The organism is Methylobacterium sp. UNC378MF (assembly GCF_900103195.1).
GTDB lineage: Bacteria > Pseudomonadota > Alphaproteobacteria > Rhizobiales > Beijerinckiaceae > Methylobacterium.
This window is the reverse complement of the sequence record NZ_FMWU01000003.1, coordinates 117,653-138,047: the sequence shown is the minus strand read 5'-3', so window position 1 is coordinate 138,047 and position 20,395 is coordinate 117,653. Positions and strand designations below refer to the sequence as shown.

General features: G+C 70.0%; 30 protein-coding genes. 19 read left to right on the top strand and 11 right to left on the bottom strand.

What is annotated here, in order from left to right; genetic code table 11:
• Positions 1–5 precede the first annotated feature (5 nt).
• The 10 genes from BLT59_RS30520 to BLT59_RS04090 all read left to right on the top strand — a co-directional run bounded on the left by BLT59_RS30520 (position 6) and on the right by BLT59_RS04090 (position 5,208).
• The gene (locus BLT59_RS30520; protein ID WP_139173923.1) at positions 6–1,244 is read left to right on the top strand and encodes a collagen-like protein; all 1,239 of its coding nucleotides are present in this window, start codon (positions 6–8) and stop codon (positions 1,242–1,244) included.
• A gap of 9 nt (positions 1,245–1,253) precedes the next feature.
• The gene (locus tag BLT59_RS04130) at positions 1,254–1,763 is read left to right on the top strand and encodes a DUF4376 domain-containing protein (protein ID WP_091776817.1); all 510 of its coding nucleotides are present in this window, start codon (positions 1,254–1,256) and stop codon (positions 1,761–1,763) included.
• Between the two features lie 4 nt (positions 1,764–1,767).
• Complete coding sequence (locus BLT59_RS04125) at positions 1,768–2,214, top strand: hypothetical protein (protein WP_091776815.1); 447 nt, start codon at positions 1,768–1,770, stop codon at positions 2,212–2,214.
• A gap of 156 nt (positions 2,215–2,370) precedes the next feature.
• Positions 2,371–2,766, top strand: coding sequence for a septal ring lytic transglycosylase RlpA family protein (locus BLT59_RS04120; protein ID WP_091776813.1), 396 nt, complete (start codon positions 2,371–2,373; stop codon positions 2,764–2,766).
• Positions 2,766–2,999, top strand: a complete 234-nt coding sequence (locus tag BLT59_RS04115; RefSeq protein ID WP_091776811.1) for a hypothetical protein — start codon at positions 2,766–2,768, stop codon at positions 2,997–2,999. Before BLT59_RS04120 ends, BLT59_RS04115 begins: the two co-directional genes overlap by 1 nt.
• 14 nt (positions 3,000–3,013) lie before the next feature.
• Entirely contained in the window at positions 3,014–3,277 is a 264-nt protein-coding gene (locus tag BLT59_RS04110; RefSeq protein ID WP_091776809.1) for a DUF7940 domain-containing protein, read from the top strand.
• Positions 3,277–3,792 (top strand): lysozyme, encoded by a 516-nt coding sequence (locus BLT59_RS04105; RefSeq protein ID WP_091776806.1) that lies wholly within the window; start codon positions 3,277–3,279, stop codon positions 3,790–3,792. The genes BLT59_RS04110 and BLT59_RS04105 overlap by 1 nt, the downstream gene beginning before the upstream one ends.
• Positions 3,793–3,795: 3 nt before the next feature.
• On the top strand, positions 3,796–4,227 hold the full coding sequence (locus BLT59_RS04100; RefSeq protein ID WP_091776803.1) for a hypothetical protein: 432 nt from the start codon (positions 3,796–3,798) through the stop codon (positions 4,225–4,227).
• Complete coding sequence (locus tag BLT59_RS04095) at positions 4,151–4,471, top strand: hypothetical protein (protein WP_091776800.1); 321 nt, start codon at positions 4,151–4,153, stop codon at positions 4,469–4,471. Before BLT59_RS04100 ends, BLT59_RS04095 begins: the two co-directional genes overlap by 77 nt.
• Before the next feature lie 134 nt (positions 4,472–4,605).
• The gene (locus tag BLT59_RS04090) at positions 4,606–5,208 is read left to right on the top strand and encodes a hypothetical protein (protein ID WP_091776797.1); all 603 of its coding nucleotides are present in this window, start codon (positions 4,606–4,608) and stop codon (positions 5,206–5,208) included.
• Between the two features lie 82 nt (positions 5,209–5,290).
• On the opposite strand, the gene BLT59_RS30515 is transcribed toward BLT59_RS04090, so the two are convergent.
• A complete protein-coding gene (locus BLT59_RS30515; protein ID WP_139173921.1) occupies positions 5,291–6,052 on the bottom strand; it encodes a hypothetical protein in 762 nt (253 codons plus the stop codon).
• A gap of 252 nt (positions 6,053–6,304) precedes the next feature.
• Between BLT59_RS30515 and BLT59_RS04085 the strand changes: the two genes are divergently transcribed.
• Together BLT59_RS04085 and BLT59_RS04080 are read left to right on the top strand one after the other, a co-directional pair.
• On the top strand, positions 6,305–6,694 hold the full coding sequence (locus BLT59_RS04085) for a hypothetical protein (RefSeq protein ID WP_091776795.1): 390 nt from the start codon (positions 6,305–6,307) through the stop codon (positions 6,692–6,694).
• 140 nt (positions 6,695–6,834) lie between these two features.
• On the top strand, positions 6,835–7,032 hold the full coding sequence (locus BLT59_RS04080; RefSeq protein WP_091776792.1) for a hypothetical protein: 198 nt from the start codon (positions 6,835–6,837) through the stop codon (positions 7,030–7,032).
• Here the strand turns inward: BLT59_RS04080 and BLT59_RS04075 are convergent.
• The 6 genes from BLT59_RS04075 to BLT59_RS04045 all read right to left on the bottom strand — a co-directional run bounded on the left by BLT59_RS04075 (position 7,029) and on the right by BLT59_RS04045 (position 10,102).
• On the bottom strand, positions 7,029–7,334 hold the full coding sequence (locus BLT59_RS04075) for a hypothetical protein (RefSeq protein ID WP_091776788.1): 306 nt from the start codon (positions 7,332–7,334) through the stop codon (positions 7,029–7,031). The two genes, BLT59_RS04080 and BLT59_RS04075, sit on opposite strands and share 4 nt — an antisense overlap.
• Positions 7,331–7,558, bottom strand: coding sequence for a hypothetical protein (locus BLT59_RS30510; protein ID WP_139173919.1), 228 nt, complete (start codon positions 7,556–7,558; stop codon positions 7,331–7,333). Before BLT59_RS30510 ends, BLT59_RS04075 begins: the two co-directional genes overlap by 4 nt.
• A 495-nt stretch (positions 7,559–8,053) precedes the next feature.
• Complete coding sequence (locus BLT59_RS04065; protein WP_091776781.1) at positions 8,054–8,710, bottom strand: class I SAM-dependent methyltransferase; 657 nt, start codon at positions 8,708–8,710, stop codon at positions 8,054–8,056.
• A 425-nt stretch (positions 8,711–9,135) separates the two neighbouring features.
• A complete protein-coding gene (locus BLT59_RS04055; protein ID WP_091776775.1) occupies positions 9,136–9,318 on the bottom strand; it encodes a hypothetical protein in 183 nt (60 codons plus the stop codon).
• A 3-nt stretch (positions 9,319–9,321) separates the two neighbouring features.
• On the bottom strand, positions 9,322–9,828 hold the full coding sequence (locus BLT59_RS04050; protein ID WP_091776771.1) for a hypothetical protein: 507 nt from the start codon (positions 9,826–9,828) through the stop codon (positions 9,322–9,324).
• Between the two features lie 13 nt (positions 9,829–9,841).
• On the bottom strand, positions 9,842–10,102 hold the full coding sequence (locus BLT59_RS04045; RefSeq protein WP_091776769.1) for a hypothetical protein: 261 nt from the start codon (positions 10,100–10,102) through the stop codon (positions 9,842–9,844).
• A 130-nt stretch (positions 10,103–10,232) separates the two neighbouring features.
• Between BLT59_RS04045 and parA the strand changes: the two genes are divergently transcribed.
• Positions 10,233–10,895, top strand: a complete 663-nt coding sequence (gene parA / locus BLT59_RS04040) for a ParA family partition ATPase (protein ID WP_091776767.1) — start codon at positions 10,233–10,235, stop codon at positions 10,893–10,895.
• Between the two features lie 5 nt (positions 10,896–10,900).
• A complete protein-coding gene (locus tag BLT59_RS04035) occupies positions 10,901–11,179 on the top strand; it encodes a ribbon-helix-helix domain-containing protein (protein ID WP_091776765.1) in 279 nt (92 codons plus the stop codon).
• Positions 11,180–11,429: 250 nt separating this feature from the next.
• Here BLT59_RS04035 and BLT59_RS04030 read toward each other — a convergent pair whose 3' ends face one another.
• Positions 11,430–12,332, bottom strand: coding sequence for an EamA family transporter (locus tag BLT59_RS04030; protein ID WP_091776763.1), 903 nt, complete (start codon positions 12,330–12,332; stop codon positions 11,430–11,432).
• 40 nt (positions 12,333–12,372) lie between these two features.
• On the bottom strand, positions 12,373–12,696 hold the full coding sequence (locus tag BLT59_RS04025; RefSeq protein WP_091776761.1) for a DUF1127 domain-containing protein: 324 nt from the start codon (positions 12,694–12,696) through the stop codon (positions 12,373–12,375).
• Between the two features lie 114 nt (positions 12,697–12,810).
• Between BLT59_RS04025 and BLT59_RS04020 the strand changes: the two genes are divergently transcribed.
• On the top strand, positions 12,811–14,202 hold the full coding sequence (locus BLT59_RS04020) for an aminotransferase-like domain-containing protein (RefSeq protein WP_091776759.1): 1,392 nt from the start codon (positions 12,811–12,813) through the stop codon (positions 14,200–14,202).
• A 10-nt stretch (positions 14,203–14,212) separates the two neighbouring features.
• On the opposite strand, the gene BLT59_RS04015 is transcribed toward BLT59_RS04020, so the two are convergent.
• On the bottom strand, positions 14,213–15,538 hold the full coding sequence (locus BLT59_RS04015; protein WP_091776758.1) for a sensor histidine kinase: 1,326 nt from the start codon (positions 15,536–15,538) through the stop codon (positions 14,213–14,215).
• Positions 15,538–16,203 (bottom strand): response regulator transcription factor, encoded by a 666-nt coding sequence (locus BLT59_RS04010; RefSeq protein WP_091776756.1) that lies wholly within the window; start codon positions 16,201–16,203, stop codon positions 15,538–15,540. The genes BLT59_RS04015 and BLT59_RS04010 overlap by 1 nt, the downstream gene beginning before the upstream one ends.
• A gap of 329 nt (positions 16,204–16,532) precedes the next feature.
• On the opposite strand from BLT59_RS04010, the gene BLT59_RS04005 reads away from it, so the two are divergent.
• The 4 genes from BLT59_RS04005 to BLT59_RS03990 all read left to right on the top strand — a co-directional run bounded on the left by BLT59_RS04005 (position 16,533) and on the right by BLT59_RS03990 (position 20,395).
• Positions 16,533–17,213 carry a DNA-binding protein gene (locus BLT59_RS04005; protein WP_091776754.1) on the top strand — a complete coding sequence of 227 codons (681 nt, stop codon included), beginning with the start codon at positions 16,533–16,535 and terminating at the stop codon, positions 17,211–17,213.
• Between the two features lie 90 nt (positions 17,214–17,303).
• Positions 17,304–17,612, top strand: a complete 309-nt coding sequence (locus BLT59_RS04000) for a hypothetical protein (RefSeq protein WP_244513843.1) — start codon at positions 17,304–17,306, stop codon at positions 17,610–17,612.
• 79 nt (positions 17,613–17,691) lie between these two features.
• Positions 17,692–19,443 carry an ABC transporter ATP-binding protein gene (locus tag BLT59_RS03995; RefSeq protein ID WP_091776752.1) on the top strand — a complete coding sequence of 584 codons (1,752 nt, stop codon included), beginning with the start codon at positions 17,692–17,694 and terminating at the stop codon, positions 19,441–19,443.
• Between the two features lie 76 nt (positions 19,444–19,519).
• Entirely contained in the window at positions 19,520–20,395 is an 876-nt protein-coding gene (locus tag BLT59_RS03990; protein ID WP_091776750.1) for an aldose 1-epimerase family protein, read from the top strand.

Genomic DNA, 20,395 nt, shown 5'->3' with positions numbered 1-20,395 from the left:
TCCGCATGGCGATCCGCAGGACCACGCCCGCGGCCCCCGCGGTGTATCTCGGCGGCCCTGCGGGGCCGCAGGGCGACACCGGAGCCACCGGACCGTCCGGACCCGCCGGACCGCAGGGGGCTACCGGCCCGACCGGCCCTCAGACCTGGCAGACCCCGCCCGTCGCCTGGGCTGCTTTGACCGCCTACGCGGCGACCGCGCCGGCCTCGACCGTCACCTACGGTGGCGAGAGTTACGTCTGCTCAACGAGCCACACCTCGACCGCGACCTTCGACGCGACGAAGTGGACTAAGCTCGCGACCAAGGGCTCTGACGGGTCGTCGGCCACGGCGTTCGCCGCCCCACAGGGTCGCCTGACGCTCACCCCCGGCGTGCCGGTGCTGACGGCCGCAGTGAACGCGGCGACGAGCGTCCTGTATACCCCGGCTCAGGGCAATCTGATCCCGCTGTGGAACGGGTCGTCCGACGTGATGACCGCCTTCGCCGAGGTCTCGCAGGCGCTCTCGGACACGGCAAAGAGCCCCGCCGCGGCCGCGGCCGGCAACGTCTACGATCTCTTCGCCTGGAACGATGCCGGGACGGTCCGTGTCACCCGCGGGCCCGCGTGGGCGGCCGGCGCCACGGCGGGCTCGAATACCGCGCGCGGGGCCGGCGCGGGCTCTACTGCGCTCTCCCGCGTCAACGGCCTGCTGCGCAACGCGGTCGCAATCGCGAACGGGCCGGCCGCGGGCTTTGGCACTTGGGTCGGCACGATCGTGACCGACCCCTCGGGCGCCACGGTCTCATTCAACCCAGGCTCGGCGGCGGCCAACGGTGGCGCGGCTTGGGTAGGACTGTGGAATGCCTTCGACCGCAAGCCGGTGGCCCTGAACGTCCAGGACACCAACGCCAGCCACTCCTACGCCTCCGCGACGTTGCGGGCCTATGCCAATTCCACGACGTGGCGCGCGACCGTGGTGCGCGGCCTCGACGTCGACGGGGTGATCGCGTCGCTGATCTCGCAGGCCGCGAACGGCAGTGGGGTCAGCTACCTCGGGATCGGACTCGACAGCACGGCCGCCAACGCACCCGGCGCGATGCTGGGGCTTGAGGCGAACGCAAACGCGACGACGCTTGCCCGCTACGCCGGCCTTCCCGGAGTGGGACTGCATTTCCTCCAGGCTCTGGAGGCGACCGACGCCGCCAACAGCACATCGACCTTCGTCAACAACCGCGCGCAACTCGACGTGCTGACGACGTTCTGAGGGCCGACCATGGATATTCAGGCGCTCCACGCCGCTATCGCGGCCGTCTGCCCGATCCTCGGCGTGTCGACGGCCGATTCGAACGACCGGTCCACGTGGCGGATCGACTTCGATCCCAGCGCTACGGGTGTGCAGAGGCAGACAGCGACCGCGCTGATCGCGGCCTACACGGGCGTCGATCTCGCCGCCTACATCGCGAACGCCCACGCGGCTCTTCGCGATGGCGGCGTGACGATCGGGGGCATGCGGATCAAGACCGATGCCGAGAGCCGCGGCCTGATCGACGGCGCCTACGCGCTGAGCCAAGCACAGCCCGACAAGTCGATCGACTTCAAGGCCGCGTCCGGCTGGGTCGCGATCGACAGCCAGACCATGCAGACGGTGGCGATTGCCGTCGGTCAGTGGGTGCAGGCCTGCTACTCCGCCTACCGCAAGCTCGACGAGGGGCGCGTGGCAGGGACGGTGACCACGACGGCACAGGTCGACGCAGCGTTTGCAGCCGTCACGCTGCCGAGCTGACCCTATGACGCCGCTCCCAATCTACCGCCAGCCGCTCGACGGCACCGAGATGGTCCGGGTCCTGAAGGATGGGCGCTTCTACATGGCGCCGCTGTCCGCCGTGCTCGACCTGCTCGGCGTGCCGGCCACGCTCGCCCCGATCCTCGCCCGCCTCGCGGCGCTCGAGGGCCGGCCCGAGGAGGTCGCGCACTTCACCGCGTCGGCCAAGCTCCCCAACGCGGCCGCGCTCGCGAGCTTCACGCTGACGCTGACCGGCCTCGTGCCGGCGCGGGCCGGCGATGTCCTCAAGGCCGGCGAGCAGGTCGAGGTCCGGGCCAAGCTGCCGGCAGGCCTTGAGATGGGCCTGCCGCTGGTCACCGCCGACGGGACGGTCGCCGTCTCGTTCAAGACCACGCTGGCGCTCTCCGCCGGCACGACGCCGGTCACCTTCGACATCACCGCGCTGCGGTAGGCGCGCCGTCCGCCTGAGGCCCGACCGTTCCCGAAGATTTCGGGAACGGTGGCGGCCCGCCGCCCTCCGCCCTTCCGGGCTGGAGCCGCCCCGCACGCGGGGATCGGTGAAACACGGCGAGCCGCGCCGCCCCCTACCACGCTTCCGGAGACCACCATGATCCTCCAGCGCCTCGCGCTGCGGGCGGCGATCGCCTGCGCGCTGCTGCTCGTGCCCGGCCACGCCCGCGCCTGGGAGGGGATCGCCTCGACCTACGGCCGCGAGATCTTCCGCATCAACCCGAAGGGCCTGACCGCGAACGGCGAGCGGTTCAAGCCGATGGGCCGGACGGCGGCGATCTGGGACGTCCCGTTCAATACGCGGCTCCGGGTGACGCACCTCGCCACCGGCCGGAGCATCGTCGTCCGCGTCAACGATCGCGGCCCGCATCGTCGGCTCGGGCGGCTGATCGACCTGTCGACCGGATCGTGCCGCGCGCTCGGTGCCTGCGGCCTCGCCCGGGTGCGGGTCGAGGTCGTGCCGTCCGGGCGCCGCGTCGCGGACGCGCGCTGATGCGCGTCCGGATTCTGGCGGCGCTCGCCGGCGTCCTGGTGGCAGGCGCGCCGGCCGCGGCCACCGCCCGCCCGCGCATCCCGCACCTACCGGCCCGGCCGAGTGCTGCGAGCCTTCTGGCCGCGGCGCCAATCGCGCCGAACGGCCTGCTCATCCACGACGCCGGCCGCCTGCGCACCCTGGAGCTCGACGAGCTCGCGCCGCTGCGCCTGCGCCTCTCCATCCCGTTCTGACCAGGAGACACCCGATGTCCGCGTTCCTCGCGCGCCTCGGCGCGGCCGTCCGCGCGCGCCTGCACGAGAACTGGCGTGAGCTGCTGCTCCGCGCCTGGAGCGTGCGCTTCATGCTGCTCGCCGCGCTCTGCGACGGGCTCGCGGAGGCCTGCAGCTTCTTCACCGACGCGCCGGCCGCGGTCCGCCCGTGGGTCGCGGCTGCGGCTCTCTTCTTCACGGTCGCGGCCGTGGGCGCGCGGCTGATGCCGCAGGGCAACGTCAACGGCGGAGGCGCGTGATGCTCGCATCCATCTTCCGCCGGTCCGCCGCAGCCGTGGCGAAGCTGCCGCCCCAGGCCAAGGGCCGCCTCATCGCCGGCACCGCGCTCGCGGCGCTGTGCTGCACCACGATCACCGGCTTCGAGGGGCTGCGCACCTCGGCCTATCGCGACTCGATCGGCGTGCCGACGATCTGCATCGGCGAGACCAAGGGTGTCCGCATGGGCATGACGGTCTCGAAGCCGCAGTGCGAGGCGATGCTGCTCAAGCGGCTGACCGAGGACTTCGCCCCGGCGATGGAGCGGTGTGTCACCCGGCCGATGGGCGACGATACCTACGCGGCGTTCCTGAGCCTCTCCTACAACATCGGCTCGGGCGGCTTCTGCAAGAGCTCGGTCGTGCGCCTCTACAACGCCGGCGACCGCCGCGCGGCCTGCCACGCCATCCTCAAGTTCGACCGCGCCGGCGGCCGCGTCGTCGCCGGCCTCGTGCGGCGGCGCAAGGCCGAGGAAGCGCTCTGCCTCAAGGGGGTCTGACCCATGCTCGGTTTCCTGTTCCAGGCGTGGGCGGCGTTCTCGCCGCTCGCGTCGATCGTCGGCGCGTGCGGGATCGCCTGCGTCGTCGTCGCCTTCGTCGGCGCGATGTTCGTGCCCGAGCGGCTGAAGATGCCGCTGATCGGCGTCGGCGCGCTCCTCATCACCGGCGCCGCAATCTGGCAGGCGGCCGAGGCCAAGGGCGCGCACGACGCCTTTAAGGTCGTCGCCGCCGCCAACCTGAAGGCCGAGCGCGAGCGCGCCGAGAAGGCCGAGGCGATCACCAAAGATCTGGCCGAGCAGGCGACCCGCGATCTGGCGGCTGCCCAGGCCGACAACGCCCAGCTGAAGGACCTGAACGATGCGCTCGCCCACGATCCGCGCGGCACTCATCCTGCCGTTCCTCGCGATCTCGCTCGCCGCCTGCGTGCACTCTGAGCCGGTCCCCGCGCTCGACGTCAGCGCGCCGGCCGAGATCCGCGTGATCCTGCCCGAGCCGCCCTCCGATGTCGCCGCCTGCCTGAAGCGGTCCTTTCCGGAGATCCCGGACCGGGCGCTGAGCACCGCCGACGTCGTGCGGATTATCGGTCGGGCGAAGATCCAAGATCGTGCCAAGACCGCGTGCGGGCTGCGCGCGCTTGCCTGGATCGAGGCCGTGCACCGGGACTTCGCCAAGCCCTGACCGGCACCCAAAGCCCGTGAAAGTTTCACGGGCTTCCCACTCTGACATTCGGCCCCTCGCGCACGTGGGACGGGGTCTCTCTCCGCGCGACCGGAACACCGGCGCGCGACTCTCCGGCCTTGGGGGCCAGGACCATGACCGCACAGCTCCAGCAGCAGCAGATCCAGCCCATGACCGGACGGCCGATGGACGAGCGCATCACCTCGCTCGAGGTGCGGGTCGGCGGGATCGAGGATGGGATCAAGACCATCGTCGGGAAGCTCGATTCCCGAGATCGCATCCCGTGGGGCGTGATCGGGACGTTCGCCGGCATCATGCTCACTGTCATCGCGTCGATTGGCGGCCTCGCCTTCCGTCCGCTGGGCGACGGCATCGCCGACCTGAAGGCCTCGCTCGTGAAGATGGAGGCGCGCGCCGATCGCTACGTGCCCCGCGAGGACCTAGACGCGCGCTTCTCCGTCATCACCCAGCGCCGGGACGATCTCCAGCGTCTGTCGGACGCGCGGGTCGAGCGGATCGAGCGCGATCTCGACACGGTATCCAAGCAGATCGTCCCCCGCGGCGAGCACGAGCAGATGTGGGCCGCCCAGCGCGCCCGCGATGCGGATTTGCAGCGTCAGTCCGATCAGAACCGGCAGGGGCTCTACGACCTCAACACCCCGCGCGACACCATCCAGGGCATGCAGCGCCGGATCGACGAGATCGAACGGGACGCCCGGGCGCCAGCGCGCCGGTAGCGCCGCTTCACACCCTACTTCACACTGCCCTGGGCGCCCTGGCTTCGGCCGGGGCGCCTTTCGTCGTTTCCGGATCCAAGATCTACAAACCTGGTGGTTTCAGTCCTACAAAGAGCTGCGTGTGGTCGTCATTTGTGTAGTTTACGGCCGGCTGCAGATTTGCAGATTTTAGAGCCTCGATCACTGGGTTGCCCGGCTTCGTTGTGATACCAATGCCATATTGTGGCATGACATTTATAACCGTGGCGTGGACGATCACATGCGCGTCAGCGAGCGCTTGGGTAATTTCTCTGGCAAAATTTCTTGACTCAGGATCCTGTAGACAAATCACATTCACATAAAGTGGATCTGTGATTTTTGAAAGCGCTTCGGCAATGGCAAACCGCTGGCCGGGCAAGATATGCCTGGATGCCATTGCGCCTTCCAACTTGAGGCGGGCACTATGCTCTTGCTCCACTATGCGTTGGAGTTGCAAATTGGAGCCGTCAATCTGCGCGGTTCGCTCCCGGGCCTCTTCGGCTTCGCGCTCCAGTAGCGCAGTCCGCTCCTTGGCTGTGGCAGCGACCTCAGCGGCCTGCTTTCCAGCTTTGTCCGCATCAGCTACTCTTGCGTCGGCCTCGTGGCTTGCCCGGAGGGAAAACTGCCATAGCGCCAAGCTCGCCAGGGCGGCCACGGCTGAGAAGCTCAGCTGGAGCTTATTTGCGCTCTGACGCAACTTAGGACGGTCGGAGCCCGTTTCGTAACGCAAGCTTAAACGCCAAAGCCAGAAACTCGCGATCAACGCGGCGGCAAGCGAGAAAAGGTAAATTACGTTAGACCACCACAGAAAGTCGTCGGTAGACATGTTGCCTCAATGGCTCTTCTTATCAGGGTGCCTGTTTTTCGTCGGGTTTATCATCGCTGTTAACGTGTGGGACTACCTTCCCGCCCGTAAGCGCTCTGGTAGCTGAGGTTCAGGACCCAAGCCAGTTCGGATCGTTGGAGCTGCGCGCCTATGCGGCGCTGTAGGACTTATGCGATCCAGCATGGCGAGACTGTTTCGCTTCCACAAGCGCTCGCCCTATTTCGTTAAGGGGCCCGCGGTACCGCCGCCGGCATGTCAGCCAGCCTCGCCCCCGCTGCCCTCCCGCCCGCCGTGGCTTCATGGCGCGACCAGATCGAGCGCCTGTCCGAGCACGCCTCGCCGTGCCGGTATCTCCTGCCGGCGCGATGGGCGGCGATGCGGGCGAACGCGCTGGCGTTCATCGACGAGCACGGCGCCGAGGCGCACCGGCTCGGCTGGACGGCGCCGCAGCTCTTTGGCGTCCACCCGGAGCACGGCTTCCTGCGCGTCGAGTATGCCGGGGCTCTGATGGTCAACGACAGCAAGGCGGTCGGCGTCGAGCCGGACCGGATCGTGTTCGACCGCTTCTCCGGGTACCGGACCAAGCCGGGTCAGACGTGGGGGCCGCCGGTCTGGGAGTATGCCGCAAAGGGCCGCGGCTGATCGCGCCTGTGATCTGCGAGGATGTCGGGGGCAACCACAGTCTTAGCCGGCACAGGTTGTTGCGTCCGCCAAGCCATTAACGCGGAAGGCCTTTTCGCAGCGCATCATGCCGGTATGTCCACTCGCATACCGAGCCCACAATGCGCTTCGAGATCCGATCCACTGGCCGCCACCTCTGGACCTGGGTGCTGCTCGACGCAGCGCACATGCCGGTGACGGAATCGGACCGGACTTTTCCGTCGGAGGCGCAGGCGTCGGCCGCCGCGCTGGCGTTCTCGAAGCTGGTCACCCGCGCGGGCAAGTCGCTGACCGGCGGGCCGGCGGGCGGCCTGCTCTAGTTGCCGTCTTTCTTGGGCCACGCGGGCACCGTCTGCGGATCAGGCTTCGAGCAGGCGCCGCACCGAAGCGTCATGCCGGCATCGGGCACGAAGCTCGTGGACGGCCACGCCCCCACGTAGATCGGCGTCTCGTCGACGCAGCCGCAGTCGCAGATCACCCGGACCGCTCGCACCCCCTTGTCCATCGCCTGCTGGAACGTCATCGGCGTGATCTCATAGCCGTCGACGTCGTAGGCGCGGCGCGGATTGCGCGAGTGGATCGGCAGCGGCGTGCGCCGGCCAGTTGCGAGCGAATGCGTCATCGGCGACTCCTTGGTGACGTGGACGGATGACGCTGCGCATGTTGCTCGGCCTCATCCTCGGCCGCGCGCTCCTCTGTCGCGGCGATGAGCAGATCGAGCCAAGCGACGGCCGCTTCAGGGCCTTCCCGGCCTCGCGTGTCTTCGAACTTCTGCCCGATCTGCAACTGGTGCCATGCGCGCACATCGGACAGCGCCTTCAGGTAGCCCTTCTGCTCGTCGGTCATGAGCCGCCCGGCACCAGCGGCAGTCCGGCCCGCGCACTCCAGGCCTTCGCCCGAGCCCAGGCGGCCGCCAGGGCCTCAATCGCCTCGTCCCGGGTGTCGGCCATGCCGTTCAGCGGTCGGACGCCGTCGGCTTCGTGCCCGCGCTGGCAGCCGGTGCAGCTCCAGGTCCACGAGCCGTACTGCAGGTCGCCATTGGTTCCTTGGATCCGGCCAACGTACTGACCCGCCGCAGGCGGCAGCTAGGCTCCTCCCCACTTCCGCCCCACCGCGCCGGGCTTTCCTTCAACCGCTGCCGCGATATCTCTAGGATCAAGCTCGACTTTCTCCCCCAGGGTGCCGAGCCTGAGGAGCCCGCGCGGTTCGCCGGCGCGGGCTTTTTCGTGCCCGTCCGTCAGCGCGGCTTCAGAGCCGGTGACTTCGGTTCTTCAACGGGCCGCTCCAGCCTTCAGCTAACCCGGTGCTCACGAAGTGCGACAGTGGGCTGTAGCATTGCAATCATGGGCGCACCTTGTCCCTGCCGCAAAACCACATCCTCCGCAGTCCATTTTCCCAATTTTTTTTATTCTGAACAACCCAGTCGTATCTATGCATGCCAGAATTGCATCTATTATCACGGAGTCGGTGATAGTTAATGTTATTGCCTTTAAAAAACTGCTCAACCATATCGGCTGACGGCCTGGAACCTATCCCGACTATAGATTGATCGTATCCGTCTTTGTTTTCTTCGATTTTTATCTCAAAATGTGGATCATCACTATCGCAGACCTCAGTTTCCAATACGAGATATTTGCAAATCTCGAAACACCCGGCCAGCGAAGTCTGCCAGTCATTAAGATGATACAGAACGCCAAAATGGATAATTAGATCAAAATGACCGATATCCCTATCGAAAACAAGTCCGTTTTCCAGATTGCACAATACTACTTTATTTGATCCGAGCATAGGCAACCTATTTCGAATAGCCTCCACGTGCTCGGGACGCCCTTCAGAAAGGGTTACATCGGCCCCCAGGGCCCAAAGAGCGGCCCCAATATCTCCGTACCCACAACCAAGTTCCAAGATACGCTTGCCTCTGAACCATCCTTCGCCATAGTATTCGACAAGGGCGGCAATCCTCTTAATCCTCCACTCGACATAATGACCATCGAACATCTACATCTCCGGCTGTGCAAGTTGCTAAAAACTAGGCTTATTATACTTATGCTATCGAGTGTTTTTATGCTGGCAGAATTGCAGCACTGCCGTAGCCAGTGTTAGCCTAGAACCGAGGTTGGCTCCAGAGCCCACGCATGTGAAAAAGGGCTGTAGCGAGTTTGCGGTGTTGTGCAGCGAAATCGTCGTGCATCCTCTCCCCTTATCCTCGCCCTTCCAACGCGTCCGTCAGCGCCCGTGCGCAAATCCTAGCAGCCTCAACGCCTTCCTCTGGCGACAACCGCCTGGTCTGAAGCCTTCGCTCTCGCTCTGCGCAGATGTAGAAATAGGCGCAGGCCTTCCCGTTGGCGTCCACCACCTTGATCGCTTCCTCCAGGCGTTCGATGCGTAGCGGGAGGGAGAGGCCGAATGGGTTGGCCGGCTGCTCAGCCATCGGAACCCTCGACGAGTCCGCGGCTCGCGGCGAGGCGCCACAGATCCGCATCCGTGAAGACCAGGTCGCCGATCTGCCAGCGTTCGAGCTTGTCGCCGATTGGCGCAACCGCGACGCCGGCGGCTCGTAGCGCGGCGACCGCCTCTATGATCGGGTCGGCCTCGTCGTCCCGCATCTGTCAGCCGATCAATCCGAACTTCGGGTCCCAATCCGATGGCTTGATCTTCGGGATATAATCGGGGAAGCGCTGCGAGCACGCCAACAGGAAGTACCCGAGGGCATTGTCCACGAAGACCTGCTCATCGCCTACGGTCACAAGAAGGCCCGAACCATCCCAGCGCCCCTGGTCAGCACCAGCGCCCTCCACATCAGCGGCGAACGCCTGGACATATCTCTCGTCGCCGGGTTTGAACGGCACACCGAAGTCCCTGCCGCAGTGCTTGGTCCCGTTCGCCATCCCATCAATCGCATCATAATAGGAGGGCAGGTCCGAACGCAGCACCTTGCGGATGCGCTTCAGCTCGGCCTCGGGCTTGATGGCTGGCGGAGCGGTGCGCGACAGATAGTCGGGGATGTGAAAGGCGGCGATCGCGGAAAGGTAAGCCAGCCGTCGGTCACCGGTATTCTGCATGAACTCCCGCACCGTGGGCATGACGACCACCTGAACGTATTCGGCTGGCGTCACAGCACTGTCTCCGTCATCCCTTCACCGGGTGCGCCAGCAGGATCGCGGTCCGGACCATGTTGCGCTTCCACGCCGGCTTGTCGGTGGTGAGCGCTTCGGCCGCGCGCGTGTTCGTCCGGAGCGTCTCGACGAGGTCGAGGGTCCAGCCCTTCGCGAGCGGGTAGGCCTCGGTCGCCAGATCCGCGAGAACAGCGTCGACCGCAGCGTCGATCTCCTGGTCGGTGATCTCGGCGGCCTTGCGCAGCTCGGAGACGGTCGCGGGGTCTTTGGCCATCGCCGACAGCTATCTCAGACGCATCTCAGCGTCCACGCAGCCCTATCGCCGCTGCGTACACGAACGCTTAAGGTCTGAAGATGAACCTACGTGTAGGCAGGCCGACAGGCCGACGAACGGACGTGCCGACATGCGGACAATCTCTGTGGTGAGCCAGAAGGGCGGTGCCGGCAAGACGACGATCGCCGTCCACCTCGCGGTCGCAGCACAGGCCGCGGGCTTGAGCGTGGCGATCATCGACATGGATCCACAGGCGAGCGCTGCCCGCTGGTCCGACGATCGCACGGCCGAGGAGCCCGAGGTCGTGTCGATCCAGCCGGCCCGGCTGGCCAAGACGTTGGACACGGCGCGGGCCGCCGGCGCTGACCTGGTGGTGATCGACACGGCGCCGAACGCCGACGGCGCAGCGCTCACCGCGATCCGCGCCTCCGACCTCGTGCTGATCCCGTGCCGCCCGTCGGCCTTCGACCTCGCGGCGATCGCCACCACACGCGAGCTCGTCCGGATCGAGAAGAGGGCGGCCTACATCGTCCTGTCGGCCGCACCGGTCCGTAGCGCGCTCGTCGCCGAGGCCAGCGCCGGCCTCACGGAAGAAGGCGCCCAGATTGCACCGGTGGTGCTGCACAACCGGATCGCCTTCTCCCACGCCGTCATCGATGGCCGCACCGCCACGGAATACGAGCCGGGCGGCAAGGCGGCCGAGGAAGCGCGTGCGCTGATGCTTTGGGCCTGTAGGCATGTCGGCCTGTCGCCAGATAGACAGGCCGACACGACGACACTGGCGGCGGAGTGAGCCGGATGAAGCGCGGGACCCTGATGGGGAAGAAGCCGGCGACCGAGCCGGCGTCGGCGGCTGAAGCGCCGGCAGAGCCCGTGGCGCCGTCCGCTCCAACCCAGGCACGTCCGGCCAAGGCCAAGACGCGCGAGGGCAAGCGGAACGTGACCGCGTTCGTCGACGAGGCGGCGCACCGCCAGCTCCGGATGCTGGCGGCGACGGAGGATGCCGCGATGCAGGACCTCTTCGTCGAGGCGCTCAACCTGCTGTTCGAGAACCGGGGCCTGTCGCGGATCGCTTGAGGCCGGGCGCCGTCAGACTCCGGGCCTTCCTCGAAGAGCGTTTTCGGAGACCAAAAGTCTGACGGACCTTTGATGGATCTGCATTTCCGCCCCGCCTGTCACGCCGGAGGTCGCGGGTTCGAGCCCCGTCGCCCGCGCCACGTTCCCCGATTTTCCCATCGAAATCCATCACGATCGGCTCTGTGCCGGTGAGAGCCCGCGCGTTCCGGGCGGCACGATCCCGCGTCGGAACGAGATGTGCGGCCGGCGGTCAGGCTGCCTTCGGCGCTTCCGGTTCAGGCTTCATCGCAGGGACAGCGCCCGGCCGCGTGCCGCGGAGACTCAGTGCGATCCCCGCCAGGATCAGACAGCCACCCGCCAGGATGTCGGCGCTCAGAGGCTCGCCCACGACGAGATGCGTGCTCAGGATGCCGGCCACCGGCACCAGCAGGGCGAAGGGTGTCACGGCGGCCGCAGGGTAGCGGGTCAGGAGCCCGTTCCAGAGGCCGAAGGCGAGGAGCGTCGTCGGGTAGGCCTGGAACGCGACCGATCCGATCGCGCCCCAGCTTGGATGCGCCAGCGGCGCCAGGGCGCCCGCTCCCTCGATGATCAGCGACAGGATCAGCAGAGGCGGCGTGGTCGCGAGGCTGCCCCAGACCATCAGCGCCAGCCTGTCGACCGGGCCGATCCGCTTCACGATGACGTTCGCGCTGGCCCAGGCCAGGGCCGCTCCGATGACGAGGAGCAGCGGGCCGAGCGGGGCGCCTCCGCCCCGCCCGAGCGCCACCGCGGCGACGCCGATGAGCGCGATGCTGCCGCCCAGGACCTGAAGTCCGCGCGGGCGCTCCCGTTGCACCGCCCAGGCGAGCGCGACGGTGAAGGGGACTTGGACCTGGATGAGGAGGGACGACAGCCCGGCCGGCATGCCGAGGCGGATCGCCGTCATGAGCAGCCCGAACTGGCCGACCCCGAGGGCGAGGCCGAACCCCGCCACCAGGGCGGCGGGGGCCCGGGGCGGCCGGATCACCAGCGCCGCCGGCAGGGCCGCGAAGCCGAAGCGCAGGGCACACAGCATCAGCGGCGGCACCGTCTCCAAGCCGACCTTGATGGCCACGAAGGCCAGCCCGAGGATCGTGACCACCAGGATTGCGGCGAGCCCGTCGCGCAGCGTCATGGACGCATCCTACGCCGCACGCCGTCGCGCCACCACCGCGTCACCACCGCCGCGCGGCGGTCCGGGCCCGGCGGCGCTCGTCGCGCCGGCCCACCAGCAGGTGGATCGCGTCGCCCGTTCCCGGCACGCAGGCATCCGCCACGTCCTGGGGCGTCAACCCGATATCCTTCAATTCCCGGTCGGACAGGGTCGACAGGCGCTGGAGCACGCGCCGGTTCATCGCTGCCCGCGACAGGCCCGCGCGCACTTCCGCAGCGACGGCCAGCACGGCCCCGGCGGTCCGGGCGAGCCATCCGCTCCGCGATCCGGACCGGGTTGCGATTCGGGCTTCGAGGGCGTCGGTTTCGGTTAGGCACTGAGTCATGGATCCCCTCCTCCGTCGTTCCGGGGCGTCACGATCCTGGCGGCCCGGGGCTGGCGGCGACAGGAACACTTCGGTACGGTTCGGAAGAATTGTCCGCACGAAAGAGCAGTACGGATGGCGGTCGCAGTCAGGAGCCCCGGGACGCGCGTCGAGGCCGTGGTCGGCGAGATCCGGGAACGGATCGCGGCGCGACGGCTGGTCCCGGGCGTGCGGATCCCCTCGGTGCGGGCCTTCGCGGAGACGATGGGCGTCTCGAAATCCACCGTCGTCGAGGCCTACGAGCGCCTCGCCGCAGAGGGCGCGGTGGTGCCGCGGCCGGGCTCGGGCTTCTACGTCGCCGGTAAGACCCGGCCCCTCTCGCTCCAGGCGATGGGGCCGCGGCTCGACCGGATTGTCGACCCGCTCTGGATCACGCGGCAGGCGCAGCAGGCCGGCTCCGACCAGCTGAAGCCCGGCGCCGGCTGGCTGCCCGATTCCTGGATGCCCCACGAGGCGATCCGCCGGGGCCTGCGCCGGGTGGCCCGGGCCGACCTCGCCGAGATGACCAATTACGACCGGCCGCTCGGCTACGAGCCCCTGCGCCACCAGATCGCCCGCAAGATCGGCGAGAAGGGCGTCGGTGCCGAGCCCGACCAGATCGTGCTGGTCGAATCGGCCACGCAGGCGCTGGACCTCGTCTGCCGCTTCCTGCTTCAGCCCGGCGACACCGTGCTGGTGGACGATCCCTGCTACTTCAACTTCCTCGCGCTGCTGCGGGCGCAGCGCGTCGCGGTGGTCGGCGTGCCGATCACGCCGGAGGGGCCGGACCTGCGGGCGCTCGCGACCCTGCTGGAGCAGCACCGGCCGCGCTTCTACCTGACCAACGCGGCCCTCCAGAACCCGACCGGGGCGAGCCTCGCACCGACCGTGGCGCACCGGCTCCTCAAGCTGTGCGAGGCGCACGACACGCTCATCGTCGAGGACGAGATCTTCGGCGACCTCGAGCCCGAGGCGGCCCCACGGCTCGCCGGCTTCGACGGGCTGGAGCGGGTGATCCAGATCGGCAGCTTCTCCAAGACCCTGTCGGCGGCCGCGCGCTGCGGCTGGATCGCGCTCCGGGCCGACTGGGTCGAGCCCCTGGTCGATCTCAAGCTCGCCCTCAGCCTCGGCAACGGCCACATCACGGCCGCGCTGGTGCACGCCCTGATCACCGAGGGCGCCTACCGGCGGCACCTCGCCGAGACCCGCCGCCGGCTCGCCGGCGCGATGGTGCAGGCCTCCGCGGAGCTGCGCGCCTGCGGCCTGGAGACCTGGGCGCAGCCCCGGGGCGGCTTCTTCCTGTGGATGCGGCTGCCCGACGGGCGCGACGGGGCCGATGTGGCCCGCCGGGCGCTGGCCCGCGGCATGGTGCTGGCGCCGGGCACGTCGTTCAGCCTGTCGGAGACCTGGAACGGCTACATGCGCTTCAACGTCGCCCACTGCGCCGATCCGCGGATCCGGCCGATCCTCCGGGAGGCGCTGGGCTGACGGATCCCGGTCAGGCCGGGAGAACCAAGCCCACCCGCAGGCCGCCGAGATCCGACCGCCCGAGACTCAGGCCACCGCCGTACAGCTCGGCGAGTTCCAGGGTGATCGGCAGCCCGAAGCCGTGGCCCGGCACGCCCTCGTCGAGGCGGCGGCCCCGAGCCATGACGGCCGAGGCCGCCGCCGGGTCGAGCCCGGGCCCGTCATCCTCCACCGAGACGGACACGTCGCCGTCGCGCGCCGTCGCGGTGACCCGCACGCGGCTCCGGCACCAGCGGCAGGCATTGTCCACGAGGTTGCCGAGCATCTCGTCGAGATCCTGGCCCTCGCAGGAGACCGACAGGGCCTCCGGGACCTCGATGTCGATCACCGCGCCTTTCTCGGCGTGGATCCGGGTCAGCGCGGCGCGCAGGTCCGACAGCCGCGGCGCCAGGGGCGTGCGCCCCCGGGCCGATCCCGCCAGGGCCGCAGCCCGGGCGCGCCGGAGGTGGTGGCGCACCCGCCGGTCCATGTCGTCGACCTGCCGGCGCAGCGCGCCGTCCGGGTCGCGGGCGGGGTCGGCGAGCGCCATCGACAGGGTGGCGAGCGGCGTCTTGAGGGCGTGGGCGAGGTTGGCGACGTGGCCGCGGGCGCGTTCCAGGTTCTGCGCATTCTGGTCGAGGAGCGCGTTGAGTTCCGCCACCACCGGCGCGATCTCGGCAGGCTGGTCCGCCGGCACGCGCTCGCGCCGCCCCGACCGGACCGACGCGAGGTCCGCGCGCAGGCGCGTCAGCGGCGCCAGGCCCAGGCGCACTTGGAAGGCCAGCCCGGCGAGCAGGCACAGGCCGAGGATGCCGAGCGCCAGGGCGAGGCTGGTCAGCGCCTCGCGCAGCGGCCCGCGCAGCTCCCCCTCGGGCGCGGCCACCACGATCGTCGCCGGCTCGGGCCCGGGCACAACCAGCACGCGGGCGACGAGGGGCTCGTCGCGCGGCCCCGTGCCCGAGGCCGGGTGGGGTCGGCCGGGCTCGTCGTCCGGTCCCGGATCGGACAGGCGGATGTCGCCGCCGCGCAGGGAGCCCGAGCGGATGGTCTCGGTTCCGCGGCGCACCTCCCAGGCCCAGCCGGGGCCGGGCCGGTCGAAGGGCGGCGCGTCCAGGCCCTGCGGGAGGATGCCGGCCTCGAGCCCGGCCCGCAGCGCGACGACCTGCGCGTCGAGCCGGCCGTCGAGCTGCCCGCGCACGAACCGGTGCAGGATTACCCCGATGGCGAGGCCCGCCACCACCAGGGCCGCCAGCACCATCACCAGGGCCGCCGCGAGCAGCCGGGCGCGAAGCGAGCGTCGCGGCACCGTCGCCGCCATCAGGCGGGCTCCGCGTGCAGGCGGTAGCCGTGGCCGCGCACGCTCTCGATCCGCGCCGGGGCGATCTTCCGGCGCAGGCGCGTGATGATCACCTCGACGGAGTTCGAATCGACGTCGGCGTCGCCCTCGTAGACCCGCTCGATCAGGTGCGGGCGCGGCACCACGGTCTCGCGGTTCAGCATCAGGCAGGACAGGACCCGCCATTCCAGGCCGGTGAGCCTGAGCGGCAGGCCCTCGTGCTCGAAGGCGCCGAGACCTGGATCGAAGCTCAAGGGGCCGCAGGTGATCCGGCTCGCTCCCCCGCCCTGGGACCGGCGCACGAGGGCGCGCAGGCGGATCACCAGCTCCTCCACGCGGACCGGCTTCACGAGATAGTCGTCCGCCCCCGCCTTGAAGGCCGCGACCTTGTCACTCCAGCCGTCCCGGGCGGTGAGCACCAGCACCGGCAGGGTCCGCCCGACCCCGCGCCAGGCCCGCAGCACCGAGACACCGTCGCCCTTCGGCAGGCCGAGATCGAGCACGACGGCGTCGTAGCCCTCGGTCTCGCCGAGATGCTGGGCGTCCTCGCCGGTGGCGGCGCGGTCGAGCACGAAGTTCTCGGCGCGCAGGACCTTGGCGACCTCCGCCGCGAGGGCCGCGTCGTCCTCCACCAGCAGGATCTTCACCGGTCTCACCTCCCCGTCTGGTCCGCGATGGCCGGATTCGACCGCTGCCGGCGCGATGCCCCGGGCGGCCGGCCGGTTTCACCCGCTGCGGCCAGGACTTACGTCCGTGGTCTCACCCGGGCCGTCGGGACGGCCACGCGGGTGCCGACCTGTCGGCCCGCATCAGCGCCCGCTGCCAAGCCTTTGAGCCCGCACGGGTTCCACACGGAGCGCTCTAGGGCGGCGCGTTTAACCGGGCCTGAACCGCGCGGTTCAGACCGGATTGCCGGCGGCTCCCTAGGAAGGGGCATCGGATCGAGCGGATCCGGACCCTTCAGAGGATTGAGATCATGAGCGACGACAAGACCATCGACGGGACCGTGCGGGAGGTCCGCGAGACCGCCAGGCCGGCGTCGAGGGCGGTCCCGCGGCGGACCTGGGTAGTCGGCGCGATGGCGCTGCCGCTGACCCTGGGCGCCGTCGGCCTGTCCCTGGCGCAGGGCACGCCGTTCCAGCCGACGCCGGTCGCGCCGGTGGCGATCCAGGCCCTGGCCCCATCGGGCGCGACCGCCATCAAGGGCGCGGTCGCGGAGATCTTCGGCAACAAGTTCGTGGTGCAGGACGGGACCGGGCGGGCCCTCGTCGAGACGGGCCGCGAGGGTGAGGGCGGCGGCCTCGTCGCCAAAGGCGAGACCGTGACGGTGCAGGGCCGCTTCGAGACCGGCTTCCTGCACGCCCGGGTCCTGACCCACGGGGACGGGCGCACGCTGCTGCTCGGGCCGGCCGGCGGCCCTCCGACCGGCAGCCTGGACTGGGCCAAGGACCGGCTCGGTCTCGGGCCGAAGCCCGACATGGCCGCCCTGACTGCCTCGGTCCAGGCGGCGGGCTACGGCGACGTGCGGGTCACGGGCCGCGGGCCGCGCCACTTCGAGGTGGCCGCGAAGGACCGGGACGGCCGCGAGCACCAGCTCCATGTCGGCTTCGACGGCCAGGTGCGGGAGCGCCCGGCGCCGGGGCTGCCGCCGCTCTGAGCCCGGCCCGGGCGGGAGGGGGCGTGCAACCCTTCCGCGCCTGCCGCGTCCTCCTGTCTCTCGACCGGCAGGAGGCGCGCCGTGGAACCGATGAAGCCGATGGAACCCATGAAGCCGATGGAACCGATGAAACCCATGGAGCCGATGAAGGGCATGGAGCCCTGGTGGCCGAAGGATCTCGGCGAGCCCGCGACCAGCGGCGCGCAGAACGGGATGAAGTACGCATTCTTCCCGGACAAGCGCCGCCTCCTCGTCGACCGCGACGGGCGGGTCTCGACTTACGACAGCGGTGACCACCGGATCGGCGGCGTCGCGCAGGCGGACGGGGCCGCCAAGACCCTGACCTTCACCGGCCAGGACGGCGAGGTCGACCTGGGCTCCCTCAAGAAGCTCGACTGAGCCCGGCGTGGACAGGCCGGAACGGCGCGCTTAAGCCCGGCCCGACCATGCGAGCAGCCCCGCCAGACCCCGCGACGCCATGCGCGCGCTGATCGACCTCGTCCGCGCCATGCGGGCAGCCGACCGGCGCCGGCTCGGCCTGATTGCCCTCGGCCTCGCGGCGGCGGCGCTGCTCGAGGTGGTGGGCGTCGCCTCGGTGATCCCGTTCCTCACGCTGGTCGGGGACCCGTCGGCGGCGACCCGGATCCCCTACCTGGCCCAGGCCCGGGGCGCCCTCGGCCTGACCGACGAGCGCGGCTTCCTGCTGGTGACCGGCGGCGCGGCGCTCGCGGCGATCCTCGTCACCGCGCTGGTGAATGCCGGGCTGACCTACGCGCAGCTCCGATTCACGCACTTGGCCGGCTACAGCCTCAGCCGGCGGCTGCTGTTCCGCTACCTCGACCGGGAGCGGTTGTTCTTCGCGAAGGCCAACAGCGCCGAGCTCGCCAAGAACGTGCTGTCCGAGACCGACCGGCTGGTCATCGGCGCGCTGACGCCCGCCACGGTGCTCGCCTCGCGGGCGAGCTCGGCGCTCGCGGTGATCGCCTTCCTGCTGGCCTACGCGCCGCAGCTCGCGCTGATCCTGGGGGGCGGCTTCGGCGGCCTCTATGTCGGGATCTACCTCGTGATGCGTGCCCGGCTGGCGCGGCTGGGCAGCCGCACCGTCGCCGACAACGAGGCCCGCTTCCGGATCGTGCAGGAGACCTTCGGGGCTCTCACCGAGCTGAAGCTCTACGGGCGCGCGGAGGCGTTCGCGTCGCGGTTCGACGCCCCGGCGCGGGCCTACGCCCTCGCCACCGCGGCGAGCCAGCTCACCGGCCAGATGCCGCGCTTCGTCATCGAGGCGCTGGCCTTCGGCGGGGTGATCGTGGTGGTGCTGTTCGCGCTCGCCCGGGGTCTCGACGTCGCCGGGATCCTGCCGCTGCTCGGCCTGTTCGCCTTCGCGGGCTACCGCATGCTGCCGGCCTTCCAGAACATCTTCACCTCGGTGGCGCTGATGCGCTTCACCCTGCCGGCGGTGCGGGTGATCGTCGACGAGCTCGCCGACGAGCGGGAGCCCCGGCCCCGCACCGCGGAGCGGCTGCCCTTCGCGACGGCGATCCGCCTCGAGGGCCTCGGCTTCGACTACGGCACCGGCCGGCCGGCGCTCGCCGGGATCGACCTGGCGATCCCAGTCAACACCACGATCGGCCTCGCCGGGCGGACCGGCTCGGGCAAGTCGACGCTGGCGGGACTGATCCTCGGCGTCCTGAGCCCGACCATCGGGCAGATCACCGTGGACGGCCGGCCCCTCGACGCCGGGACCCTGCCCGCCTGGCAGAACCGGATCGGCTACGTCCCGCAGGAGGTGTTCCTGGTGGACGGCACCGTGGCGGAGAACATCGCGCTCGGCCTCGACGCGCCGGACCTCGCCGCCGTCGAGCGGGCGGCGCGGCTCGCCGGCGCCCACGAGTTCGTCGCGGCTCTGCCCCACGGCTACGCCGAGCGGGTCGGCGAGCGCGGGGCGCGGCTCTCCGGCGGCCAGCGCCAGCGCGTCGGCATCGCCCGGGCGCTCTACCACGACCCGGACGTCATCGTGTTCGACGAGGCGACCTCCGCCCTCGACGACGAGACGCAGGCGGCCGTGATGCGGGCGCTGCGCGCCCTGTCGGGCCGGCGGACGCTGATCCTGATCGCCCATCGCCTCTCGACCCTGGAGGGCGCCGACGCGGTCCACGTCCTGGAGGCGGGCCGGATCGTCGCCTCCGGGCCGCCCGAGGCGGTCCTGCCGGGGCTCGGCACGGCGGCGTGAGCCGCCCCTTGCTGGCCCCTTGCGTCCGGCCCGGCCTCCGTTACCTCGGCTGTCCGAGGCAGACCGGGAGAGCACCGTGACCACGCGCATCGAGCTGACCGCAGCGGACGGCACCACCGCGACGCTCGCGACCCACGGGGCCGAGCCGGTCTCCTGGCGGGTCGGCGGGACCGAGTATCTCTGGAGCGGCGACCCCGAGCACTGGAACCGCCACGCGCCCTGGCTCTTCCCGGTGGTCGGCGCCTCGGCCGGCGGGCACGTGACGGTCGGCTCCGAGCGCTACCCGATGGCGCAGCACGGCTTCGCCCGGGACCTGCCCTTCGCGGTGGTCGACCGGAGCGCCGACGCGGTGACCCTGCGCCTGACCGACGGGCCTGAGACGCGGGCGCACTACCCGTTCGCGTTCCGGCTCGACGTCGCCGCGCGGGTCCGCCCGGCGGGTCTCGACCTCGACGTGACCGTCGCCAATCCCGGCGACGTCCCCCTGCCCTACGCCCTCGGCTTCCACCCGGCCTTCCCATGGCCCTTCGCGGGCGGCACCCGCGCGCGGGATGGCGGCTACGCGGTGGCCTTCGAGCAGGCGGAGCGGCCCTTCGCGCCCCAGGTCGGCCCGGGCGGCCTGCTGCTGCGCGACGAGCAGCCGATCCCCCTCGCCGGGGACACGCTGCCCCTCGATCCGGCGCTCTTCACCGAGGCCTTCGTGTTCCGGAACGCCCGCAGCCGCTGGATGCGCTTCACCGGCCCCGGCCGGTCGATCCGCATGGAGATGGCGGATTTCCCCCACCTGGCGGTTTGGACCAAGCCCACCGCGCCGTTCCTGTCGCTCGAGTGCTGGACCGGCTACGCCGACTGGTCGGGCTTCGCGGGCGACCTCGCCGAGCGCGATTCGCAGCGCCTGCTCGCCCCGGGCGCCGCCGCGCGCCACGGCGTCCGCCTGACGCTGGACGCCTAG

Bases quoted from the DNA above. Each gene is read 5' to 3' on its own strand.
- BLT59_RS30520 (WP_139173923.1), top strand. From the start codon at position 6: ATGGCGATCCGCAGGACCACGCCCGCGGCCCCCGCGGTGTATCTCGGC.
- BLT59_RS04130 (WP_091776817.1), top strand. From the start codon at position 1,254: ATGGATATTCAGGCGCTCCACGCCGCTATCGCGGCCGTCTGCCCGATC.
- BLT59_RS04125 (WP_091776815.1), top strand. From the start codon at position 1,768: ATGACGCCGCTCCCAATCTACCGCCAGCCGCTCGACGGCACCGAGATG.
- BLT59_RS04120 (WP_091776813.1), top strand. From the start codon at position 2,371: ATGATCCTCCAGCGCCTCGCGCTGCGGGCGGCGATCGCCTGCGCGCTG.
- BLT59_RS04115 (WP_091776811.1), top strand. From the start codon at position 2,766: ATGCGCGTCCGGATTCTGGCGGCGCTCGCCGGCGTCCTGGTGGCAGGC.
- BLT59_RS04110 (WP_091776809.1), top strand. From the start codon at position 3,014: ATGTCCGCGTTCCTCGCGCGCCTCGGCGCGGCCGTCCGCGCGCGCCTG.
- BLT59_RS04105 (WP_091776806.1), top strand. From the start codon at position 3,277: ATGCTCGCATCCATCTTCCGCCGGTCCGCCGCAGCCGTGGCGAAGCTG.
- BLT59_RS04100 (WP_091776803.1), top strand. From the start codon at position 3,796: ATGCTCGGTTTCCTGTTCCAGGCGTGGGCGGCGTTCTCGCCGCTCGCG.
- BLT59_RS04095 (WP_091776800.1), top strand. From the start codon at position 4,151: ATGCGCTCGCCCACGATCCGCGCGGCACTCATCCTGCCGTTCCTCGCG.
- BLT59_RS04090 (WP_091776797.1), top strand. From the start codon at position 4,606: ATGACCGCACAGCTCCAGCAGCAGCAGATCCAGCCCATGACCGGACGG.
- BLT59_RS30515 (WP_139173921.1), bottom strand. From the start codon at position 6,052: ATGTCTACCGACGACTTTCTGTGGTGGTCTAACGTAATTTACCTTTTC.
- BLT59_RS04085 (WP_091776795.1), top strand. From the start codon at position 6,305: ATGTCAGCCAGCCTCGCCCCCGCTGCCCTCCCGCCCGCCGTGGCTTCA.
- BLT59_RS04080 (WP_091776792.1), top strand. From the start codon at position 6,835: ATGCGCTTCGAGATCCGATCCACTGGCCGCCACCTCTGGACCTGGGTG.
- BLT59_RS04075 (WP_091776788.1), bottom strand. From the start codon at position 7,334: ATGACGCATTCGCTCGCAACTGGCCGGCGCACGCCGCTGCCGATCCAC.
- BLT59_RS30510 (WP_139173919.1), bottom strand. From the start codon at position 7,558: ATGACCGACGAGCAGAAGGGCTACCTGAAGGCGCTGTCCGATGTGCGC.
- BLT59_RS04065 (WP_091776781.1), bottom strand. From the start codon at position 8,710: ATGTTCGATGGTCATTATGTCGAGTGGAGGATTAAGAGGATTGCCGCC.
- BLT59_RS04055 (WP_091776775.1), bottom strand. From the start codon at position 9,318: ATGCGGGACGACGAGGCCGACCCGATCATAGAGGCGGTCGCCGCGCTA.
- BLT59_RS04045 (WP_091776769.1), bottom strand. From the start codon at position 10,102: ATGGCCAAAGACCCCGCGACCGTCTCCGAGCTGCGCAAGGCCGCCGAG.
- parA (WP_091776767.1), top strand. From the start codon at position 10,233: ATGCGGACAATCTCTGTGGTGAGCCAGAAGGGCGGTGCCGGCAAGACG.
- BLT59_RS04035 (WP_091776765.1), top strand. From the start codon at position 10,901: ATGAAGCGCGGGACCCTGATGGGGAAGAAGCCGGCGACCGAGCCGGCG.
- BLT59_RS04030 (WP_091776763.1), bottom strand. From the start codon at position 12,332: ATGACGCTGCGCGACGGGCTCGCCGCAATCCTGGTGGTCACGATCCTC.
- BLT59_RS04025 (WP_091776761.1), bottom strand. From the start codon at position 12,696: ATGACTCAGTGCCTAACCGAAACCGACGCCCTCGAAGCCCGAATCGCA.
- BLT59_RS04020 (WP_091776759.1), top strand. From the start codon at position 12,811: ATGGCGGTCGCAGTCAGGAGCCCCGGGACGCGCGTCGAGGCCGTGGTC.
- BLT59_RS04015 (WP_091776758.1), bottom strand. From the start codon at position 15,538: ATGGCGGCGACGGTGCCGCGACGCTCGCTTCGCGCCCGGCTGCTCGCG.
- BLT59_RS04005 (WP_091776754.1), top strand. From the start codon at position 16,533: ATGAGCGACGACAAGACCATCGACGGGACCGTGCGGGAGGTCCGCGAG.
- BLT59_RS04000 (WP_244513843.1), top strand. From the start codon at position 17,304: ATGAAGCCGATGGAACCCATGAAGCCGATGGAACCGATGAAACCCATG.
- BLT59_RS03995 (WP_091776752.1), top strand. From the start codon at position 17,692: ATGCGCGCGCTGATCGACCTCGTCCGCGCCATGCGGGCAGCCGACCGG.